20 protein-coding genes and 1 tRNA gene are annotated in these 18,468 nt (G+C 60.7%); 10 read left to right on the forward strand and 11 right to left on the reverse strand.

What is annotated here, in order from left to right; genetic code table 11:
* Positions 1 to 136 precede the first annotated feature (136 nt).
* Positions 137 to 1,066 (reverse strand): alpha/beta fold hydrolase, encoded by a 930-nt coding sequence (locus QMO80_RS10570; protein WP_283199997.1) that lies wholly within the window; start codon positions 1,064 to 1,066, stop codon positions 137 to 139.
* A 36-nt stretch (positions 1,067 to 1,102) separates the two neighbouring features.
* A complete protein-coding gene (locus QMO80_RS10575; protein ID WP_283199998.1) occupies positions 1,103 to 1,939 on the reverse strand; it encodes an alpha/beta fold hydrolase in 837 nt (278 codons plus the stop codon).
* Between the two features lie 114 nt (positions 1,940 to 2,053).
* Between QMO80_RS10575 and QMO80_RS10580 the strand changes: the two genes are divergently transcribed.
* Complete coding sequence (locus QMO80_RS10580; protein ID WP_283199999.1) at positions 2,054 to 2,623, forward strand: TetR/AcrR family transcriptional regulator; 570 nt, start codon at positions 2,054 to 2,056, stop codon at positions 2,621 to 2,623.
* Between the two features lie 175 nt (positions 2,624 to 2,798).
* Positions 2,799 to 3,497: a bifunctional 2-polyprenyl-6-hydroxyphenol methylase/3-demethylubiquinol 3-O-methyltransferase UbiG gene (locus tag QMO80_RS10585; RefSeq protein WP_283200000.1), complete on the forward strand. Its 699-nt coding sequence runs from the start codon at positions 2,799 to 2,801 to the stop codon at positions 3,495 to 3,497.
* A gap of 89 nt (positions 3,498 to 3,586) precedes the next feature.
* Here QMO80_RS10585 and QMO80_RS10590 read toward each other — a convergent pair whose 3' ends face one another.
* Positions 3,587 to 4,174 carry a hypothetical protein gene (locus QMO80_RS10590; RefSeq protein WP_283200001.1) on the reverse strand — a complete coding sequence of 196 codons (588 nt, stop codon included), beginning with the start codon at positions 4,172 to 4,174 and terminating at the stop codon, positions 3,587 to 3,589.
* A gap of 269 nt (positions 4,175 to 4,443) precedes the next feature.
* On the opposite strand from QMO80_RS10590, the gene QMO80_RS10595 reads away from it, so the two are divergent.
* Positions 4,444 to 5,931, forward strand: a complete 1,488-nt coding sequence (locus QMO80_RS10595; protein ID WP_283200002.1) for a hypothetical protein — start codon at positions 4,444 to 4,446, stop codon at positions 5,929 to 5,931.
* A 34-nt stretch (positions 5,932 to 5,965) separates the two neighbouring features.
* Here the strand turns inward: QMO80_RS10595 and QMO80_RS10600 are convergent, their stop codons facing one another.
* Positions 5,966 to 6,574, reverse strand: coding sequence for a pyridoxamine 5'-phosphate oxidase family protein (locus tag QMO80_RS10600; RefSeq protein ID WP_283200003.1), 609 nt, complete (start codon positions 6,572 to 6,574; stop codon positions 5,966 to 5,968).
* 8 nt (positions 6,575 to 6,582) lie between these two features.
* Positions 6,583 to 7,287 carry an SDR family oxidoreductase gene (locus QMO80_RS10605; protein WP_283200004.1) on the reverse strand — a complete coding sequence of 235 codons (705 nt, stop codon included), beginning with the start codon at positions 7,285 to 7,287 and terminating at the stop codon, positions 6,583 to 6,585.
* Between the two features lie 107 nt (positions 7,288 to 7,394).
* Here QMO80_RS10605 and QMO80_RS10610 point away from each other — a divergent pair, with 107 nt between their 5' ends.
* Complete coding sequence (locus QMO80_RS10610; protein WP_283200005.1) at positions 7,395 to 8,270, forward strand: LysR substrate-binding domain-containing protein; 876 nt, start codon at positions 7,395 to 7,397, stop codon at positions 8,268 to 8,270.
* Positions 8,271 to 8,297: 27 nt separating this feature from the next.
* On the opposite strand, the gene QMO80_RS10615 is transcribed toward QMO80_RS10610, so the two are convergent.
* Positions 8,298 to 8,594: a hypothetical protein gene (locus tag QMO80_RS10615; RefSeq protein WP_283200006.1), complete on the reverse strand. Its 297-nt coding sequence runs from the start codon at positions 8,592 to 8,594 to the stop codon at positions 8,298 to 8,300.
* 15 nt (positions 8,595 to 8,609) lie between these two features.
* The gene (locus QMO80_RS10620) at positions 8,610 to 8,789 is read right to left on the reverse strand and encodes a hypothetical protein (RefSeq protein ID WP_283200007.1); all 180 of its coding nucleotides are present in this window, start codon (positions 8,787 to 8,789) and stop codon (positions 8,610 to 8,612) included.
* Positions 8,790 to 8,996: 207 nt separating this feature from the next.
* On the opposite strand from QMO80_RS10620, the gene QMO80_RS10625 reads away from it, so the two are divergent.
* The 3 genes from QMO80_RS10625 (at position 8,997) to QMO80_RS10635 (ending at position 10,691) form a co-directional block, all read left to right on the forward strand.
* Entirely contained in the window at positions 8,997 to 9,518 is a 522-nt protein-coding gene (locus QMO80_RS10625; protein ID WP_283200008.1) for a hypothetical protein, read from the forward strand.
* Between the two features lie 131 nt (positions 9,519 to 9,649).
* Positions 9,650 to 9,895 (forward strand): DUF982 domain-containing protein, encoded by a 246-nt coding sequence (locus tag QMO80_RS10630; RefSeq protein ID WP_003588894.1) that lies wholly within the window; start codon positions 9,650 to 9,652, stop codon positions 9,893 to 9,895.
* A gap of 370 nt (positions 9,896 to 10,265) precedes the next feature.
* On the forward strand, positions 10,266 to 10,691 hold the full coding sequence (locus QMO80_RS10635; RefSeq protein ID WP_283200009.1) for a hypothetical protein: 426 nt from the start codon (positions 10,266 to 10,268) through the stop codon (positions 10,689 to 10,691).
* A 56-nt stretch (positions 10,692 to 10,747) separates the two neighbouring features.
* On the opposite strand, the gene QMO80_RS10640 is transcribed toward QMO80_RS10635, so the two are convergent.
* The 4 genes from QMO80_RS10640 to QMO80_RS10655 all read right to left on the reverse strand — a co-directional run bounded on the left by QMO80_RS10640 (position 10,748) and on the right by QMO80_RS10655 (position 15,642).
* Entirely contained in the window at positions 10,748 to 11,404 is a 657-nt protein-coding gene (locus QMO80_RS10640) for a DNA methyltransferase (protein ID WP_283200010.1), read from the reverse strand.
* A gap of 157 nt (positions 11,405 to 11,561) precedes the next feature.
* A tRNA-Arg gene (locus QMO80_RS10645) sits at positions 11,562 to 11,638 on the reverse strand.
* Positions 11,639 to 11,760: 122 nt separating this feature from the next.
* Positions 11,761 to 13,293, reverse strand: a complete 1,533-nt coding sequence (locus tag QMO80_RS10650; RefSeq protein ID WP_283200011.1) for a HAMP domain-containing sensor histidine kinase — start codon at positions 13,291 to 13,293, stop codon at positions 11,761 to 11,763.
* 351 nt (positions 13,294 to 13,644) lie between these two features.
* Entirely contained in the window at positions 13,645 to 15,642 is a 1,998-nt protein-coding gene (locus QMO80_RS10655) for a methyl-accepting chemotaxis protein (RefSeq protein WP_283200012.1), read from the reverse strand.
* A 418-nt stretch (positions 15,643 to 16,060) separates the two neighbouring features.
* On the opposite strand from QMO80_RS10655, the gene rpmH reads away from it, so the two are divergent.
* From rpmH to yidC, 3 genes are read left to right on the forward strand one after another with little or no spacing between them, the layout of a single operon-like run.
* Entirely contained in the window at positions 16,061 to 16,195 is a 135-nt protein-coding gene (gene rpmH / locus QMO80_RS10660) for a 50S ribosomal protein L34 (protein ID WP_003570740.1), read from the forward strand.
* Positions 16,196 to 16,216: 21 nt separating this feature from the next.
* The gene (gene rnpA / locus QMO80_RS10665) at positions 16,217 to 16,618 is read left to right on the forward strand and encodes a ribonuclease P protein component (protein WP_064836191.1); all 402 of its coding nucleotides are present in this window, start codon (positions 16,217 to 16,219) and stop codon (positions 16,616 to 16,618) included.
* Positions 16,618 to 18,411 (forward strand): membrane protein insertase YidC, encoded by a 1,794-nt coding sequence (yidC, locus tag QMO80_RS10670; protein ID WP_283200167.1) that lies wholly within the window; start codon positions 16,618 to 16,620, stop codon positions 18,409 to 18,411. Before rnpA ends, yidC begins: the two co-directional genes overlap by 1 nt.
* Positions 18,412 to 18,468 lie beyond the last annotated feature (57 nt).

Genomic DNA, 18,468 nt, shown 5'->3' on the forward strand with positions numbered 1-18,468 from the left:
CCCTGGTCTCACCAGACGAGTGCCGAGTGGTTCGCACCAGGGCTCTTCAATCGCAGAGGAAATGGGTGGGCGGCTTCAGGCCGCCCACCGGACAATGCCACTGCCGACATATTGGCCTGGCGCTCCGCAAGCAGGCTTAGTTCGGTCCGTCAAGAAACGTATCCACTTGCGAGACGAAGAGCGTGTCGTGCTGAAACAGCGACCCGTGACCGGAGTCTGGATACAGGCTAAGCTGAGCGTTCGGGATGCGCTGAAACAGCGTAACGGACTCAAGCGTCGGGGCAATGAGATCCTTGCTTCCGTTCACGATCAGCACAGGTTGTTTGATTTGCGCAAGCTGCTCGGAGTTCTCCGGCATGCTGCCCCAGGTAACGAGAGCTTTGGCTTGCGCGCCCATGGTCTGTTCAGACGCTGGAGCCTCGGGGTCAACTGAGTGGTTGTTGATGTTCTTCAAGTACTCGTCGGCTTCTGCCCTACCCAGTTCAGTGTCGGTGAAGAACAGAAGGGCACGTAGCGGACGTCCGGTCTCCCCGCTGGTTTTGATTGCCGTTGCAATCACCTTGGGAAGCTGCCTGAAGCCTGCCGAACCTTGTGGTGCCGAACCGACCAGGACTGCCTTTCTGATCAGTGATGGCTTTTCTATCAGAAGCTGTTGAACTATGGAGCCCCCGAGAGAAAAGCCGAGTGCGTCGACCTTCTGCAGCTTTAGGGCCTCTATCAGTTGCACAGCGATCTCGGCCATGCCCGCCACACTGTCCGGAGATTGTCCTTCGGACGCTCCGACGCCCGCATTGTCGAATATGATGAGCTCCCGCCCCTTCGCCAGACCTTCTACAGTTCGTCGGTCCCAATCATCCATGGTGCCGGTAAAGTGCTGGAAGAGAACAAGGGGTGGCTTGGCACCGCGGTTGCCGATCGTTCGATAGGCGTAGCGCGTACCACCGACTTCGACATATTTGTTTTCGGTCGTAGTGTAGTCAGAGGCTAGAACGGGTTGGGCGGAAGCGACGCTGCCGATGACGGTCGCCGAGAGGAGCATCGCGGATAATATTAAGCGCTTGATCATTTCGCACCTTACTTTTGTTTTACCGACGCGGGCGCGTTAGCGAAGAAACTCGAGAGCTTGCTGCACGAACAACTTGTGGTGCTGGAAGATTCCGCCGTGACCCGTGCTCGGGAAAATGCTCAGGCGGGCATTGGGCAGGCGCTTCGCGAGATCGAAGGAATTTACCGTGGGCACCATGATATCCTCGTCTCCGTTTGCGACGAAAACCGGATGTTCGACGGTGCTCAGATCGGTTGCTTCACTCCCGCCCCAATTGTCGATGGCGGCGATCTGTGCGCCGATCGTCTCATCCCGGGCGGGTGCATCCCGATTCTCCGTGCGCTCTTCCAGGCGCGACAAGAATTCGTCGCCGGCTGCCTGCCCTTCGGCTGTTTCTGTGAAGAACAGAAAGTGCTTCGGATGTTTCCCGGTAGCTCCAGCCTTCTGAAATGCATTTTGGATCAGGGCCCCGACACCCGAGATGCCCTCGCCTCCGGCCGGCCCCGTTCCGGCAAGAATGATCTTACGAACGAGCCCCGGCTCGCGTTGGACGAAGGCCTGCGCAACGAAACCTCCAAGCGAAAAGCCGAAGAGGTCAACCTTTTCAATCCCTAACGCATTCACAAAGGCAACCGCGTCCACCGCCATCTCGTCAACAGTTGCCGGTGCAATGCCGTCAGTCCCACCCAGGCCGCGGTTGTCGAAAAGAATAACCGGGTGGCTGGCTGCAATTCCGTCAATCAACCGGGGGTCCCAGTCATCCATCACGCCAGTCAGATGATGCAGGAAAAGAACGGGCACACCGTCCTTCGGGCCAAGCGTGCGGTAAACGAACTTCGTTCCATTTACATCAGCGTCCTTGGTTTCGGCAGTAGCAAAGGTCGTCATCGGCATGGCCTCTTTCAAAACACGTCGGCGCCAACGGATGTTGGCTTAAGATAACGATCGTGATATAACGATCGTTATGCTATCAGCGTGCAGCATGTCAAGATGTGATTGGAGCAAGCAATGAGATACCCACCCGACCAGAAGGCGAAAGCACGGGCCGCGATGGTGGAGGCTGGAGCAAAAGCTCTTCGACGCAAGGGATTCAACGGGATCGGAGTCGACGGACTTGCGTCTGCCGCAGGTGTGACATCAGGTGCGTTCTACTCAAATTTTCCCAATAAGGAGGCACTGCTGCAGGAGGTCATTGAGACTTCTCTCGGAGAACCATTTGTCGCCTCGCAGGGAACGGTCCTGGAGCGTCGACAGAAGCTGAAAGAATGGATGGCGTTGTATTTCAGCGTTGATCATCGAGACAGTCCGGACACGGGATGTGTAATGCCCGCCCTGAGCGTGGATGTGGCCCGTGCGAGCCACGATGTCCGCGTCGCCTATACGGAACGGATCAATTTCCTTGTTGCGAAAATCGCCGAAGTTGTGGAAGGCGACACCCGCGAACGCGAACGGAAGGCGTGGAATATCATCGCATTGATGATCGGTTCCGTTTCCGCTGCACGCGCTATGTCCAACCAACAATCTGCGGAGACCGTTCTTGGCTTCGCTCTTGCATCGGCGATGGCTCAGATCGAGTGAGCCGTGGACATGACGGGGTCCAAAATCCCGCAGATGCTCTGCCGATTGGCGTGCGGCTCTCGGAGGGACAGTTCGGGACAAGGCAAACCGACGTCGAATGTTTAAATATTGCTTAAATATTATATTAATGCTTACTTATGGTCACAGACGCTAATCTCTCCGGGGGAGGAAGATTATGGCTTCGCCTTGGGTAAACGACGCGCTGTCGCATGCGCAATCGGCGTTTTCCAACAAGATCAGCACTGACATTCTCGAAGTTGGCGGCGGCTCCCGCACGCATATCCCATTGCAGGGAGCGAGATATACGGTCCTCGATATCTCGAAGGAGCAGCTCGAGAAGAACCGGGACGCTTCCGAGCGGATCCTTGGCGATGCGCAAACCATAGACTACGGAGATCGCCACTTCGACGCCTGTGTCTTCTGGGACGTCCTCGAGCATCTGGAAAGCCCGCGGGCCGCCTTGCTCAGAGCCCATGACACCCTGTCTCCCGGCGGCCTGGTGTTCGTCAAGGGCCCGATCCTGAGCTCGGCCAAAGGGATCTTCACCGACCTCACGCCCTGGTGGACCCACGTCCTGTTCTATCGCTATGTGCTGCGGCAGAAAAATGCGGGAAAGCCGGGTTATGCCCCCTTTCGCGTCGAGCACGCCGCGGAGGCATCGCATTCGGAGATTGCCGGGACATTGAAGGAGCTCGGCATGGATATCGTCTTCGTCGGCGAATATGTGTCCACGCAGGTGCATGCGCTCAAGGACCGGATTCCCCCGCTTTATTGGCTTTATGAGGCTTTCGGCCTTCTGCTTCGCACAGTTTCGGCCGGAAGGATCGGCGGGCGGGAGACGGAGTTTCTGATCGTGGCGAAGTGCCTGCGTTAAATCACTCCCACCAAACTCTATATAGCACTTCGGAATCCCGAAATTGGCTGCGGCATTGAAATCCTTCACTCTTTCCTGAGGGTCACAGCTCACGAAGCGCGGCGGATTTCGGAATCCCGAAGCGGTGGGATTTCGGGATTCCGAAGTGGCGTTTTTTTCTTCCGGCCGACGCGCCCGCGTTTGTCGGCGGCAAGCTTGCGGTCGGTCTCCGACCATTTCCGGCACCTTTCCACCGTGCATTGTTTCCACTCGTCGGTGGCCGGCGCGCCTTCATGATCGCCGACGAATGTCAGCGTGAACCGGTTGGGATGCGCCACCCCGCTGCCTGCCCGGCCGCGGCGAACTTTGATCAGCCCCTTATATGCCAGTTCATCAAGCGCATCGGCGACATATTCGCCGGTGACGCCGTAGGACACGAACTGGGGATGGGTCACGACAAGCTTGCCGTTTTCCCAGGCGGCATGGGCGGTGTGTTCGATGACGATGCGGAAGAAGGCGCGGCAGGCATTGGCGCTCAATGTCGTGAATGCCGGCGATTCCAGCAACTGGATCGTCAGCCATTGCCAGCGAAGGCTGCCGTCATCGCTCCCGCCTGGCGGAGCGGTATGCTTGCGCACCATCGCCCGCGTCTTCCCGGCATTGGTTCGGCTTTTGTCGCGCGGGTTGAATTCCACCATCAGCCCCTCGCCCTCGTTGCCGGCCGATCCTTCGACAAGACGCCCACCTTGCGAGGCCGGGAATTCTGCAGGCGGCGGCCGAAGCGCGTCCGGACGATCATTTCGCCAACGGGAAAAAATTTGCTCGACATTCAGCATTCCATGGTTGCAATTGCGTGCAACCTATCGCAAGCACGATCCACAGGCTAGGAAAATATTCTTAGTTTTGATCTTATGTCACCGAGGCCTTCCTGCTAGGATCTCGGCAGGAATGTCAGGGGCCAGCCAGCATGAAATCGCCGCACTGGAAAAGACTTGTCTGGTTTTATGTCTGCGCCGCGCTCTCCGGTCCGGCATGGTCCGAGGATGGCGTCACGATCACCGGTTATGCGCCGGCGACCGGCGTCGAGCATGGCTACAGCGTTCAAAAGGCGACTGAAAGCGACATGTCGTTCTGGTTCGACAAGCCAGGCGCCTCGGTCACGGCGCGCGGCGCATTTCACCCACGCATGACGGTTCTATCGCGGGATGAAAACGGCATGCGGGCCCGCTGGTCCCTCAACGCGGCGCTGCCGGAAGACACCGCCGGCCCCGCCGACAGCTATCAGATGAACCTGCTCTATCAGAATTCCCTGGCGGCCTATGGCACCAGCACGCTCGACCTTGAAACTGATTTGAACGGCTTTCCCAGCAATCTGTTCGGCGTCGATCGGATCCTGGCGCATATGCGGGAGATGGCCGCCAACGGACCGGGCGGGGCCGCCGCGCCCGCGGAGAACGGGGTCCCAGGGAACGCGGCCAATGGCATCATCGGCAAGATAGAGCAAAACCCGCTGCTGATCGTCACCGCCTTGGCGCCGGAGGCGCAGCTGCTTGCGACAGGGCAATTCTATCAGGATCAGGTCATGCAGATAGGCCAGGCCGCGGCAGCGTCGCGGACCGAGGATTATGGCGGCGTCGATGTTCCCGTGACGTCGACCTGGACACTTGAGTCCACCGACGCGGCCGCGCGCATGGCGACCCTTTCCCTGTCGGAGGACGTCGATCCAGCGGCATTCAGCCAGTCGCAGGAGCCGGCGATCGCAAAGATGATGGCGGCCTTTCCCGAGCGGGTAAAGAACCTTACCGCCGATCAGATGGCGTCCATCCAACGTGCCGGCAAGACCCGAAACGCCAAATTCGTCGTGTCGCTGGACGATGGCTCGGCGGTCGAAGCCACCGAGATCGTCAGCGTGACGACCGGTGGGTTCACGCTCAGCACCTACACTCACATATTGCGAGACGATATGCCGGCACGCTTGCCGCTCCCCGCCGTGCTGACGGCCAAGGTCTTGCAGACGCCCGATCTGCATGTCGAGCCGCTGCCATCTGAAAAGGCCGGGCCGGGCATCCTCGATGAGCTTTCCACGCCGCCTTCACCGCCGGCATCGCAGGAGACGGCGGTAGCGACGGGCAATGACGGGGCCGAGGCGATCGCGCCTGTCTCGCTCGAGGTGAAGAGCGCCGAGGTCGGCCGGTCCCCCGTGTCTTACGACCGGGGGCTGAATATCGTGCTCACTCCTGAGAGCACCGCCAAATTCCGCGATTTCACGCAAGCCGCATTGGGGCGGCAAACGCAGTTGCTGGTCAACGACAAGGTCGTCATGGAACCCTGGATGCGGGAGCCGATCATGGATGGCCGCATTGTTCTGGCGGGAACGGATGGGGAAGATCTGGAGGCGATGGCCGAACAGTTGAGGGCTCCGGGCGCTTCGATCGTCGTCCGGCTGCGCCCATGAGGGTGCGCCACCCCATGTCATGGCCTATCCCATATCATGGATTGACCCATCGACAGGCTGCAAGCGCGCCCGTCTCGTCATAGGTCAACAGCGCCCTTCGATTGCCCTGCCGGCGCAACTCGAACCAGTCCAGTGTCCGAGCACGAAAGATCAACAGGCCGAAGTGCGGTTTTCCCTCGGCTTGATCCGCAGGCTTCGGCAGAACCGCCTCATCGATGACATCAGAGGCACACTCGTCCCCGGGGGGACCGCCTGTGTAGGTTGTCCGCGTCCAGGTGGAGAGCCTGTCCCAGGCGGCGTTCGCCAGATCGCTGCCTGCGGCGTGCAGTTCGACCATCCCCTGCAGCCGAAACTGCAGCCGCGTCTGCGTGGAGAAGCCGAGGATGGTGACATTCGGATTTGCCGAAAGCTCAAGCCATTTCGGGCTGCGGCTATCGGTGTGAAATTCCAGAACCCGTGATGGACCGTCGGCGCGCCGCAAGACCACCATGCGCGCCTGCGGCCTCGCCTCTGAATCCACGGAGCAGAGGTTCAAGAACCGGAAACCCGACTGCGGGCTTGCCGCCGCCGTTTCAAGCTCCCGCCATGCGGAAGCGTCTATAGCCGCGAGGTTCGGCGGGATGGCGTCATGATCTGCTTCCATGGCCTGGCTCAGACGGAACGGGTAATGCCGCCGTCGACGCGGATGTTCTGGCCGGTGATGTAGCCGGCGCCGTCGGAGAGCAGGAAGGCAACGGTCGCGGCGATTTCCTCGGCAGTGCCGTAGCGGCCCATCGGCACGCTGTCGCGCCGCTCCTCGGTGGCGGGCAGGCTGTCGATCCAGCCGGGCAGGACGTTGTTCATGCGGATGTTCTTCGCCGCATAGGTGTCGGCGAAAATCTTGGTGAAGCTTGCCAGCCCCGCCCTGGCGAAGGCCGAAGTGGGAAACATCGCCGACGGTTCGAAGGCCCATGCCGTCGAGATGTTGACGATGGCGCCGCCGCCCTGGGCCTCCATGATCGGCGTGACCAACCGGATCGGCCGCACGGCGCTGAGGAAATAGACCTCCATGCCCTTGTGCCAGTCTTCGTCGGTAATTTCGAGGATCGGCGCGCGCGGGCCGTGGCCGGCGGAATTGACCAGCGCATCGATCCGCCCCCATCTCTCCATCGCCAGGTCGACGAGCCGCTTCACATCGTCATTCACCAGGTTCGAGCCGGTGACGCCGACACCGCCCAATTCCTTGGCGAGCGCCTCGCCCTTGCCCGACGAGGAAAGCACCGCAATGCGATAGCCGTCCGCAGCCAGCTTCTTTGCGGCGGCAGCACCCATGCCGGAACCGCCTGCGGTGATGAGAGCGACTTTTTCTTTAGACATCGGAACCTCCAACGATTGATTTGCCTGGCACTATGCCAGAGATAAGGCCGAGTTTCGCGCCAGAAAGAAACATGCCAGACTGTAGAAAATCTACTGGGAATGCGCCGATGATCCCGCCCCGCCACAAGCTGCCGCCGCTGAATGCGCTTCGCGCCTTCGAAGTCTCAGGCCGCAGATTGAATTTCCGCGCCGCCGCCGAGGAGCTGGGAGTGTCTCAGGGTGCGGTGGCGCAGCAGGTGCGCGCGCTCGAAGATCAACTCGGGCTGATGTTGTTTCAGCGCCTGCCGCGCGGCCTGGCGCTGACCTCGCAGGGCACGACCTATCTGGCGGATGTGACCCGCGCCTTCGATACGCTCGGTGAGGCGACCGGGCGGCTTCTCGCCCGGCCGGACGCCGTGACGATCAGCGTCACACCGACGGTCGCCGCCAAGCTGCTGATCCCCCGTCTCGCCGAGTTCAAGGCGGCCCTTCCCGACGTGGAATTGCGAACGGTCGCCACCGAGGCGCTGTCCGACTTCGACCGCGATCAGGTGGACATTGCGGTGCGACTGACCCGCGGGCCTTTTCCGACCTCGCTGGAAACGCGGCTGCTGTTCCGCCAGCAACTGGTCGCCGTCGCCAGCCCGCACTTGGTCAAGCACCTGCCCCTTCCGCTGACGGCCGATGAGCTTCGCAAGCTGCCGCTTCTGCATGACGCGGTCAGTCCCTGGCCGCTCGTGCTGCGATCGCGCGAGAAGCTGCCGGGCGCCGTGTTCAACCACACCACGCTGGCGCTGGATGCGGCGCTGGCCGGCCAGGGCGTCGCCTTGGCCTGCCGGGCGTTCGTGGCGGCGGATCTCGAGGCCGGGCGGCTGGTGCAGGTGATCGATGAGACGACGCTGATCGAACCGGACTATTTCCTTATCCGCAAACGCTCGTCATCGCCACGAAGGGCGGTCGATGCGGTGTGGCATTGGTGCGCGGCGCGGCTGTCGCTGGGTTAAACCCATAAACCGACGCCAAGTCGGATTTCAATCATTGGGTTCAGGGATCAGGCGTATCAGCGTTCCGTTAGACGCCGCGCCGCTGATTGTCGTTGATATCTGCCGAAGCGGTCCGCGAGCGATGAGCATCTCTGGCGCAAGGTGTTTTCCAGGCCCCGGATCGGCAAAGGCTGAAAACGCGTGATCCGAGTCGAGCATCGCCATGAATGATGTCGCGACGATTGCTTCGCCGCAGGCGGCGCATCGAAGAATGTACGAACCGAGGTGCACGATCGATTCTGTTTCGTCCAATCCGCACGATGGGCAAGCCAACATATTGTTCATTGGTTCACTCCAGTCCTATGACGCGGCGGCCAGAACGATGGCGATGACGAGCAGCATGGGGCCCATCCACTTGAAGTGACGAACCAGAGGCGGTTTGGCCGAGTAGCCGGGCAGCGGCAGATAACCAAGGCCCACCGAGGTCATCCACAGGCCGGCGCAAAACATGATGATTTCATCGATATAGGCTGCGATCATGGCTCTCCCGCCGTCGTAAGAACACTGTGACGCTCTGCCTCGACAAGCGGAGCCGCTCTATCCTAGCCGGACGGCGACCTCCAATTAAACATTTGGCGGCGCCTTCGAAAAGACCAAGGGCTAAACTCAAGGTGGTACAGCCTCTGCGAATCCCGTAAGCATCTGAAACTCGCGACGAATGCGACCAAGCCAATTCGGGAATAACACATGCGCAACGCCCAATTCATTCGCTTCACTGCCTTCTCGCTCAGCATCGCTTTTGCGACATTCCAGACTGAAAACCTCATGGCCGGGCCGGCCAATGAAAAGTTCTTCGATGCCGCCCTGTGCAAACCGCCCTATTCGATGACATCGGCAACGGAAATTTATGATGCCGCGGAAGCTCTGGCCAAGCCGGACACCTCGTCGCTCGGTGCGGCGATCTACAAGATCCCGAGCCAGATCGGCCGCGACGGCTTCAAGTCGACGGAGGTTTTCTTTGCGAGCAATGCGGTCGGAATTCTGGTCGAAGGCCAACGCGCTGACGATCTGGCGAAAAAATACGGGTTGAAGCCGGAGAGTTCGGACCTGCTTGGAACATCCACCAAGGGCTATTCGCGCGAGCTTCCAGCCGATCAGCAGCCCGAACCGGGACTTGCCGGTCCCGGAAAAGTCCGGATTGTCGCCCGCCAAGGGGACGCCTTGCCGGGCAAGACATTGCTGGCGTGCGAATTCGCCCAAGATTTTTGAAAGGCGCCGCATAGGCCTGCAATCGGCTTTGCTCGAAAAAAGCAGCTCGTTCAAGCCGTCGTCTCGCCACGCGGGATAAACCGCCTTATGTGAGGATGCGGCAGAGGGCACGCAGCGGAGATCCTGAGACAATGCAAACCATTTGGAAGAAGCCGGTGACGTTAGCCCTTGAAGGCCCGGATCAGTGGGTGGTCATCCAGACGACCCAGGCCGCAACATGGGCGTTGGTCGAAGACTGGCCGACCGAAGAGGGTCCGGCGCTCGATCGGGCTTGCGCGGTTTGCGCGGATGTCATGTCGGGCAAACGAAACCGGGAAGAGGCGCGGCAGGCCTTCATCGAGGCTGCGATCGAAGCCGGAATCCCGATCAAGGAGTAGGGCCAGGCATTTGGACGCTGTTGGGCTTGATGCCTCCACCGAGAGGCGCGAGCCGGCGGCTTCCGGCACTGGGGCGGCTTTTGTCCTGCGGGTTGAACTCCCCTATCAGCCCCTCAGCTTGGCTGCCAGCGCCGCCTTCCGAGAAACGACAGAAGAACTCGTTTTTCACAGATGCGGAGGGAAAGACCGACCCAAGCGCCGACATCGCCAATCGCCACAATATTCTTCGGAATTCAACATTCCATGGTTGCAACGGCAAGCAATCTAGCGTAAGAACATTCCATGAACTAGGAAAAAAATCTTAGGGCATTTTTGAGGTCACCTGATCCCGTCAGACGGTGGCAGGTAATTGAACGTGGTGGAGGGCAGGATGCGAAAGGTCGGCATGAGGAAGAAGGGCGCGATGGTCTATGGCCAGCGGCTGCTGGCATTGGTTTCGATCCTGCTGGGAAGCGCCGTCCAGGCCTTTCCCTGCGATCAGCCGGTCGTGATTTCCAACTGGTCGTTCTGTGCGACCGGCAATGTGAGCGCTGAGGGCGGCGCCGCTGATTGGAAAGTCGTTCCCGCATGGACTCGCGAGGACGCCATAAGCGCGTATTTCGGAAACGACCCGCGGCTCTTGGCAAACCACGGACTTTGCAACGCCAAATTCCGTCGGGTCGTCCTCTGCCAGCCGGGATGGCAAACGGGCAACCCGGATGAGTGCTCATATCTGGTTTGCAGCGGCTATTACTCATCCTTGATCGGAAAGGAAGAAAGGGAAGCTTATGAAAGAGACTTCCCAGCCGAGCAATAGTTTGTCGCTTCGCTGCCTTGGGGGCACAGACTGTAACGGCTATCGCGGCGACCTTTTCATCCGCCTGTATTCTTGAACACGAGGCATTGGGTGAAGCGGTTGCCGCTTTCCACTGCATCAGACCAATTCACCATAATTTCCCCCTCGAGCGTCATGACCTCAGACAAAGCTCGTCCGAGATCCCAGACAAGGGGAGAGAATTGTTCGTTGGTCAGATTGTCGGCCTGAACGACAAGATAGGCATTCGTCCTCATGCGCTGGCAGATCCGGCCGTATATTTCCTGCATGCGTTTCAGATAAACGTCATAGCCGTCATAATCGGGATCGCCGTTGTAAAGCGGGTTCCATTTATGCCAATGGGGCATGTATGGCGGCGATGTGATGCAAAAATCCATTTCGGGAAGGCCGAAGGCTGCCAGCTGCGCGCTATCACCGCAGAAGAGATGATCTTTTGCCGTGATGCGTTCCCTGACCCATTCATATCGCTGCCGATCGGCTTCTATCCCATAAGGCAGCCTACCCCTCTGCTCGCAGACGAAGAACGTCGTTCCCAAGCCGACAAAGGGGTCGAAGACCGCGTCTCCTGGTTTTGTAAACCGATCAAGCAATGCCGACACCAAAGCGCCGGGGAACCTGATTTCATCGCCGTTCTGAAAGTCCGGCAAGGGAAATTGATGTTGGTTGGAGACCGTCAATAATTCTGAAATTGCCACGGCAAACTCCCTCTCCGCAGACAACTGCCACTGGGCAAAGTTCGTCCGCTGGAACTATGGGAAAAACTGCTGGTCAGCTACGCACAGTATCAGAGGCACACGTCAGATGACGTTCCCTTTCGGGAGCCAAGCGGAGTTAAGGCTGATAAAAAGGAAATGGCGCACCCGAAGAGATTCGAACTCCTGACCCCCAGATTCGTAGTCTGGTGCTCTATCCAGCTGAGCTACGGGTGCGTGCAAGTGCGGCGGTGCCGCTTGCGTGGGCGATCCTCTAAAGCGTCCTTCGGGACAATGCAAGAGCATTTCGGAAAAAATCGCGCGTTTCATAATTTGCGGCCACGGCTTTTGAAATCCTGTCACTTTTCGATATGCGTCCGGCTGCGGTAATCCTCCAGCGAAACCGGGCGATCGGGGATCTCGATGCGGAACTGGGTTCCAACCGTCGGCTTTTCCACAAGCGCGATCGTGCCGCCATGAGCGAGCACCAGCTCGCGGGCGATCGTCAGGCCGAGGCCGGTGCCGCCGGAGCGGGCGGAGCCGCGGAAAGCGGCAAAGAGGTTCTGGCGCGCCTTCAGCGGCATGCCGGGGCCGGTATCATCCACGGTGATGCTGACGACGCTGCCGACCCGCTGGGCGGCGACGGTGATGCGCCTGACCGCGCCTGGGGCACCCTCGCCCGGCGCCGTCAGCGCCTGCAGCGCGTTTCGGCAGAGATTGTGGATGACCCGGAACAGCTGCTCGCCATCGGCATCGACCTTGAGATCGGCGGCGATCTGCTCCGAGAATTCGATGCCGCTTTGCGGATCGATCGCCAGCATGTCCTTGACGTCCTGGGTGAGCTCCAAAAGCGGGATATGGCGGCGGCGCGGGGCGGATTCGCTCGCCTTGCCATAGGACAACACCTCGGTGGTATAGCCGACGGCGCGGTCGATGGTGCGCAACAGCTTCGGGGCGAAGCTTTTCACCATCGGATCGTCGACGTCGACCAGCCGGTCCGACATCAGCTGCGCCGAGGCCAGGATATTGCGCATGTCGTGATTGATCTTGGAGACGGCGAGGCCGAGGGCGGCGAGGTTTTTCTGCTGCTTCAGCGTCTTTTGCAGCTCCATCTGCATCGAGGTGAGGTTGCGGCCGGCGACCGCCAGTTCGTCGCGGCCACCGTCACCGATATAGATATGGGCGGGGTTCTCGGGATCGGAGGAGAATTGCTGCATGCTGCCGGTCAGCCGGCGGATAGGGCCGATGAGGATGCGGTTGATCGCAAAGAAGATCAGCGTCGCGGTGAAGAGCGCGATCAGCACCGACAGCAGGAGAACGTTGCGGGAATAGGCAAACATCGCCGTGCGCAGCTGCCTGTCCTTCATCACCACCTCGACACCGGTATTGGTGTCGCCGACAGGGCCATAGACGCGGATCATCCTGCCGCCGCCAAAGATCAAGGTGTCGAGCGCATCACGTATCGCCGTTGCCGGCGGCACGTCGGTGAGATCATAGGCTTCATCGACCGAGGTCGGCATATCGGTCGTCGCCAAGAGCCGCGAGGTGCCGTCCTTGCGCAGCACGATCGCCTTGGTGCCGGTCGCCTCCAGCGTTTCCTTCTGGAGCGCGCGCGGCAGCTCGACCGGCTGCAGCCCATCGATGACGATGGCCGCGGCAGCGGCCGTGTTCAGCCTGTCCTGCAGCCAGCGTATGCGCATGCTGGCGACCGAGGGAAAGAAGATCAGGATTTCGGCGAGCATGATAAAGACGACGGTGAGCCAGAGCAGCTTGCCCGACAATCCGCCGAACATGCCGCCGAACATGCCGGCAGACGGGCATGGCGCCCTGGCGGTCTCGCCGGCCGCGGGGGTTTCCGCCGAAGGATTGTCGCCCTGATCTTGTACCGGCATTCTCGTCTCGCCCGATCGGCAGCACTGCAGCCGCCCTCACCGTTGGGTCTCTATATTAGACCAAAAGGCTCCGCTTTCAAATCTTTGCGAGCAGCGTCATGTCGTCACAAAGAAACGCCGCCCGAGAGGCGGACACGGCGGTTTCATTTATTCTCTTCGGTTCGTGCTGGGGGCCAGCCCCTCATCCGCCTGCCGGCACCTTCTCCCCGTAAACGGGGCGAAGGGGATATGCCGCGACCTCTCCGTTCCTCACAAGCGTCTCGTGTGGCACGTCCCCTCGCCCCGTTTTTACGGGGAGAGGGTTAGGGTGAGGGGCAGCTTTCGGCATTCGAGGCGATGGTCAATAACAGATCAGAACTCTTCCCAGCTCTGCTCTGCCACAGCCGCATTGCCGCCGAAGGCGCGGGCGACCTTGGCGATCGCGCGGCGGGCGGGAGAGGCGACCGGCCGTTGCGGTTCGTTGCGGACAAGCGCCACCGGCGCCGGCGCATGATCCGGCAATTTGAAGCGGGCAATGAGGCTGACCAGCGCGCCGGCTTCGGCCGACAGCCTGTGCGTGGCGGCGGAGGTCTCTTCCACCATGGCGGCATTCTGCTGGGTCACCTGATCCATCTGGTTGACGGCGGTATTGACTTCCTTGAGGCCGGTCGACTGCTCGGTCGCAGCCGTGGCGATCGAATGGATATGGTCGTTGATGGCGATGACCCGGGTGCCGATTTCCGCCAGCGCCTCGCCGGTCGCTTGCACCAGCTTGACGCCGACCTGCACTTCGTCGCCCGACTTGGTGATCAGCGCCTTGATGTCCTTGGCGGCGGTTGCCGAGCGCTGGGCAAGTTCGCGCACTTCCTGGGCGACGACCGCAAAGCCCTTTCCGGCCTCGCCGGCGCGCGCCGCCTCGACGCCGGCGTTCAGCGCCAGCAAATTGGTCTGGAAGGCGATCTCGTCGATGACGTTGATGATCTGGCTGATCTCGCGCGAGGCCTGCTCGATGCGGCCCATCGCCTCGACGGCGTTGCGCACGACGACGCCTGATGCGCCCGACTTGTCCTTGGCTTCGGAGACCATGACGGTCGCTTCATGCGCCCGCTCGGTCGAGTTCTGGACGACGGCGGTGATCTGATCGAGCGCTGCCGAGGTCTGTTCGAGGGCGGCCGCCTGCTGCTCGGTGCGCTTCGACAGGTCGTCGCTGGCATTGCGCAGCTCGGCGGTGTTGCCGTTCATCGCCTCAGTCGTCTCGCGCACTTCGCGCATCGTCGCCTGCAGGGTCACGAATGTATTGTTGACGTTCTGCTGCAGCTCGGCGAAGGCGCCCTGGAAACTGCCGCGCATCGTCTGGGTAAGGTCGCCTTCGGCAAGGCTCGCGATGACGCGGCGGGTCTCGCCGATGCCGGCATCGACGCTCGACAGCAGCGTGTTGATGTTGCCGGCGAACTGGTTGAGGTTCTCGTCCTCATAGTCCTTGCTGATGCGGTGGCTGAAATCGCCGGCCGCAGCCGCGGCGACGACGACCGACATGCTCGACTGCAGGTCGTCGCTCTTGGCGCGCATGGCCGCCTCCTGGGCGTTCAGGCGCTTGACGGCAAGGCCGTTCTGCTTGAAGACCGCGACCGCTGCGGCCATCTCGCCGATTTCGTCCTGGCGCCCGGCAAAGGGAACTTCGGCTTCGAAATTGCCGTCGGCGACCGCCTTGATCGCATGGGTGACGCGCTTAATCGGGCGGCTCAGATGGCTCGTGCCGATATAAAAGCCCATGCCGATGCCGGCGGCGATGCCGATGCCGGTGATGCTGAGGACGAGCATCAGCACCCAGGAGCGGAAACTTTCGATCTCGGCGTTGACGGTCTGCAGCGCGGCCTTGTCGATGGCGACGACCGCGTCGATCTCCGCCTGGAACGCCTTGCGGTTGGCGCGGTTGGCTTCATTGTTGCCCTGGGCGCTGGCGGCCTCGGGGCCGACTTCGGTGCCGAGGCGGGCCGTTTCGGCGCGGAAGGTGCGGAATTCCGCGGCGCGGGCGGCAAGCTTGGCGAAATCGCCCTTCTCCTCCTCCGGCACCAGCGGCGTCCAGCCCGCGATGACCTTGTCGATCTCGTCGAGGCCGGCCAGCAGGCCCTTGGCGAAGTTCGGCGTATCCTTGATCGTCTTGGCCGCATAGATGCCGCGCGATTCCATCACCACGGCGGTGACGAAACGGTTGAGGCGTTCGCCGGCATAGGCGCGGGCGGCAGCCTGCTCGTAAGCCGTCAGGTTGCGGCTATATTCGTGCATGGCCGACAATGCCGTTGCGCCGATCAGAAGCGCGACGGAGCCCATCACGCATACCAGCAGATTAATTTTGCCGCGGATCTTCAATGCACTGTCTCCTACCTACGCCACTGCCTGGAAAGCAAATTGCCAGCCGACGGTCTGAATATCGGCGAAATTTATTAAAGTTCGATTGCCAATATTTACGATTATGGCTGGGGAATATTATCCATGCCGCTCCTGGCGAGGGCGCGAAAAGCCCGGAAAACCGGGCAACCGATCCGCAGCGGCGACCAAGCACAACCACTCGGCGCAGGTCGAATTTCTTAACACCAGAATGCGAAAATACTTGTCAAGCCGGGGCGCCAAGTGAAATTATCCGGTATAATTGACTTTCACCGGCTTCATCCGTATAAGCCGCCGCACGTCCGGTCACTCAGGCCTTTCATGGCCCGCCCGTTCGAAAAACAACGCTCCTTGCATTATGCAAATTCAAGAAGGGCCGCACTCCGCGGTGTTTAAATAAATGAAGCGTACCTACCAACCATCCAAGCTTGTTCGCAAGCGTCGCCACGGCTTCCGTGCGCGCATGTCCACGAAGGGTGGCCGCAAGGTCATCGCCGGCCGCCGCGCGCAGGGCCGCAAGCGTCTTTCGGCTTAAGGCCGGGTTGCCCGAGAAGAGATGGCGGGCGAATTGACGACCAATGAAGAAAAACACACTGTCGGGCGGCTGAAAAGCCGCCCGCAGTTTCTTGCCGTGCGCGAGGGCGAAAAACGCCGCGGCGGCCTCTTCCTTCTCGAAGTCCTCGACCGGAAGGAACCCGACAGCCAAGCCCGCGTCGGTTTCACAGTCACCAAAAAACATGGCAACGCAGTCGAACGCAACCGTATGCGCCGCCGCCTGAAAGAGGCGGTGCGGCTTCATGCGGGGTTTGCAATGCAGCCCGGACACGACTATGTGGTTGTCGCGCGCAGGGACGTGCTTGAGGCGTCCTTCAAAGAATTGGCCGCGGAACTGAAATTTCGCGTGGAAACCAGGCCGAAACCCCGGCGCTCCGGAGACGGACGCCCCAGGAACGTATGATGGAAAAAAACCGCAATTACTTCATTGCGATCGCTCTCTCGGTGCTGATCGTCCTCGGCTGGCAGTTTCTCTATATGAATCCGCGCATCGAGGCCCAGCGCAAGGCGCAGGAAGCCCAGAAGGCGCAGCAGAAGACCGAACAGGTGCAGCAGCCCGCGGCCGACGGCGCGACGCCGGCTCCGACGAGCGGCACGGCGCCCTCCGGTCAGGCCGTCGCCACGGCGACGCTCGAACAGGCGCTCGCAAAGAACCCGCGCGTTGTCATCGATACCCCTGCACTTTCCGGCTCGATCAACCTTGCCGGCGCCCGGCTCGACGACCTGAAGCTCAAGGGCTATCACGAGACCGTCGACGACTCGAGCCCGACCATCACCCTGTTCAGCCCGGCGGAAACCAAGGACGGCTACTTCACCGAACTCGGCTATATCGGCAGCGATGCGACGGGCAGCGTTCCCGGCGCCTCGACGCTCTGGACCGCGCCCGAGGGCGCCAAGCTTACCGACAAGACGCCGGTGACGCTTTCCTACACCAATGACAAGGGCCTGACCTTCACCCGGACGATTTCCGTCGACGAGCGCTACATGTTCACCGTCGCCGACAAGATCGAAAATACCGGCCAGGCTCCTGTATCGCTGTCTTCCTACGGCCGTGTCACGCGTTACAACAAGCCGACGACGCCCTCGGTCTACGTGCTGCATGAAGGCTTCATCGGCGTCATCGGCGACGACGGCCTCGTCGAAACCAAATATACCGCCGTCGAGAAGGAAGCCGTCATGCCGGCGAAATCCACCGGCGGCTGGCTTGGCATTACCGACAAATACTGGGCCGCGACGATCGTTCCGCCGCAGACGTCAGCCTATGAAGCGCGCTTCTCGCATTTTGCCGATGGCCAGCCACGCTATCAGGCCGACTACAAGGACGATGCCTTCACCGTCGCGCCGGGCCAATCGATCGAGCTCAAGAACCTCGTCTTCGCCGGCGCCAAGGAAGTGCCTGTCATCGACGGCTACGAGGCCAGCTATTCGATCCCGAAGTTCGACCGGCTGATCGACTGGGGCTGGTTCTATTTCATCACCAAGCCGATGTTCAAGCTGATGGACTTCTTCTATCGCTTCTTCGGCAATTTCGGCGTGGCGATCCTGTGCACCACCATCGTCGTCAAGGCGGCGTTCTTTCCGCTCGCCAGCAAGCAATATGCGTCGATGGCGAACATGAAGCGCATGCAGCCGAAGATGGAGGAGTTGAAGGCGAAATTCGCCGACGACCGCATGGGCCTGCAGCAGGCGACGATGCAGCTCTACAAGGAAGAGAAGATCAATCCGATCGCCGGCTGCTGGCCGGTGGCGCTGCAGATCCCGATCTTCTTCTCGCTCTACAAGGTGATCTACATCACCATCGAAATGCGGCACGCGCCGTTCTTCGGCTGGATCAAGGACCTTTCCGCCCCCGATCCGACGACGATCGTCAATCTGTTCGGCTTGCTGCCCTTCGAAGCGCCGACCATTCTGCATCTCGGCGTCTGGCCGCTGATCATGGGCGTCACCATGTTCGTGCAGATGCGCATGAACCCGACGCCGCCCGATCCGACGCAGGCGATGATCTTCAACTGGATGCCGCTGGTGTTCATGTTCATGCTGGCAAGCTTCCCGGCCGGCCTCGTCATCTACTGGGCCTGGAACAACACGCTCTCGGTCGCGCAGCAGTCGGTGATCATGAAGCGCCAAGGCGTCAAGGTCGAGCTCTTCGACAATCTGAAGGGCCTGTTCCGACGAAAAACGGCGCCGTCGAAATGACGCAGCTGCCTATTGCAGCAGGTTAATGTGCTACAGAAAAGCCCCGCTCCGGCGGGG

The organism is Rhizobium sp. BT03, from assembly GCF_030053155.1.
Taxonomy (GTDB): Bacteria; Pseudomonadota; Alphaproteobacteria; order Rhizobiales; family Rhizobiaceae; genus Rhizobium.

What these genes read in the sequence shown, in the direction of transcription:
- QMO80_RS10575 (WP_283199998.1), bottom strand. Translation starts at nt 1,939, where the DNA reads ATGCCGATGACGACCTTTGCTACTGCCGAAACCAAGGACGCTGATGTA.
- QMO80_RS10635 (WP_283200009.1), top strand. Translation starts at nt 10,266, where the DNA reads ATGCGAAAGGTCGGCATGAGGAAGAAGGGCGCGATGGTCTATGGCCAG.
- QMO80_RS10590 (WP_283200001.1), bottom strand. Translation starts at nt 4,174, where the DNA reads ATGGTGGAATTCAACCCGCGCGACAAAAGCCGAACCAATGCCGGGAAG.
- QMO80_RS10620 (WP_283200007.1), bottom strand. Translation starts at nt 8,789, where the DNA reads ATGATCGCAGCCTATATCGATGAAATCATCATGTTTTGCGCCGGCCTG.
- QMO80_RS10630 (WP_003588894.1), top strand. Translation starts at nt 9,650, where the DNA reads ATGCAAACCATTTGGAAGAAGCCGGTGACGTTAGCCCTTGAAGGCCCG.
- rnpA (WP_064836191.1), top strand. Translation starts at nt 16,217, where the DNA reads ATGGCGGGCGAATTGACGACCAATGAAGAAAAACACACTGTCGGGCGG.
- QMO80_RS10570 (WP_283199997.1), bottom strand. Translation starts at nt 1,066, where the DNA reads ATGATCAAGCGCTTAATATTATCCGCGATGCTCCTCTCGGCGACCGTC.
- QMO80_RS10595 (WP_283200002.1), top strand. Translation starts at nt 4,444, where the DNA reads ATGAAATCGCCGCACTGGAAAAGACTTGTCTGGTTTTATGTCTGCGCC.
- QMO80_RS10585 (WP_283200000.1), top strand. Translation starts at nt 2,799, where the DNA reads ATGGCTTCGCCTTGGGTAAACGACGCGCTGTCGCATGCGCAATCGGCG.
- QMO80_RS10650 (WP_283200011.1), bottom strand. Translation starts at nt 13,293, where the DNA reads ATGCCGGTACAAGATCAGGGCGACAATCCTTCGGCGGAAACCCCCGCG.
- QMO80_RS10625 (WP_283200008.1), top strand. Translation starts at nt 8,997, where the DNA reads ATGCGCAACGCCCAATTCATTCGCTTCACTGCCTTCTCGCTCAGCATC.
- QMO80_RS10605 (WP_283200004.1), bottom strand. Translation starts at nt 7,287, where the DNA reads ATGTCTAAAGAAAAAGTCGCTCTCATCACCGCAGGCGGTTCCGGCATG.
- QMO80_RS10615 (WP_283200006.1), bottom strand. Translation starts at nt 8,594, where the DNA reads ATGAACAATATGTTGGCTTGCCCATCGTGCGGATTGGACGAAACAGAA.
- yidC (WP_283200167.1), top strand. Translation starts at nt 16,618, where the DNA reads ATGGAAAAAAACCGCAATTACTTCATTGCGATCGCTCTCTCGGTGCTG.
- QMO80_RS10600 (WP_283200003.1), bottom strand. Translation starts at nt 6,574, where the DNA reads ATGGAAGCAGATCATGACGCCATCCCGCCGAACCTCGCGGCTATAGAC.
- rpmH (WP_003570740.1), top strand. Translation starts at nt 16,061, where the DNA reads ATGAAGCGTACCTACCAACCATCCAAGCTTGTTCGCAAGCGTCGCCAC.
- QMO80_RS10580 (WP_283199999.1), top strand. Translation starts at nt 2,054, where the DNA reads ATGAGATACCCACCCGACCAGAAGGCGAAAGCACGGGCCGCGATGGTG.
- QMO80_RS10610 (WP_283200005.1), top strand. Translation starts at nt 7,395, where the DNA reads ATGATCCCGCCCCGCCACAAGCTGCCGCCGCTGAATGCGCTTCGCGCC.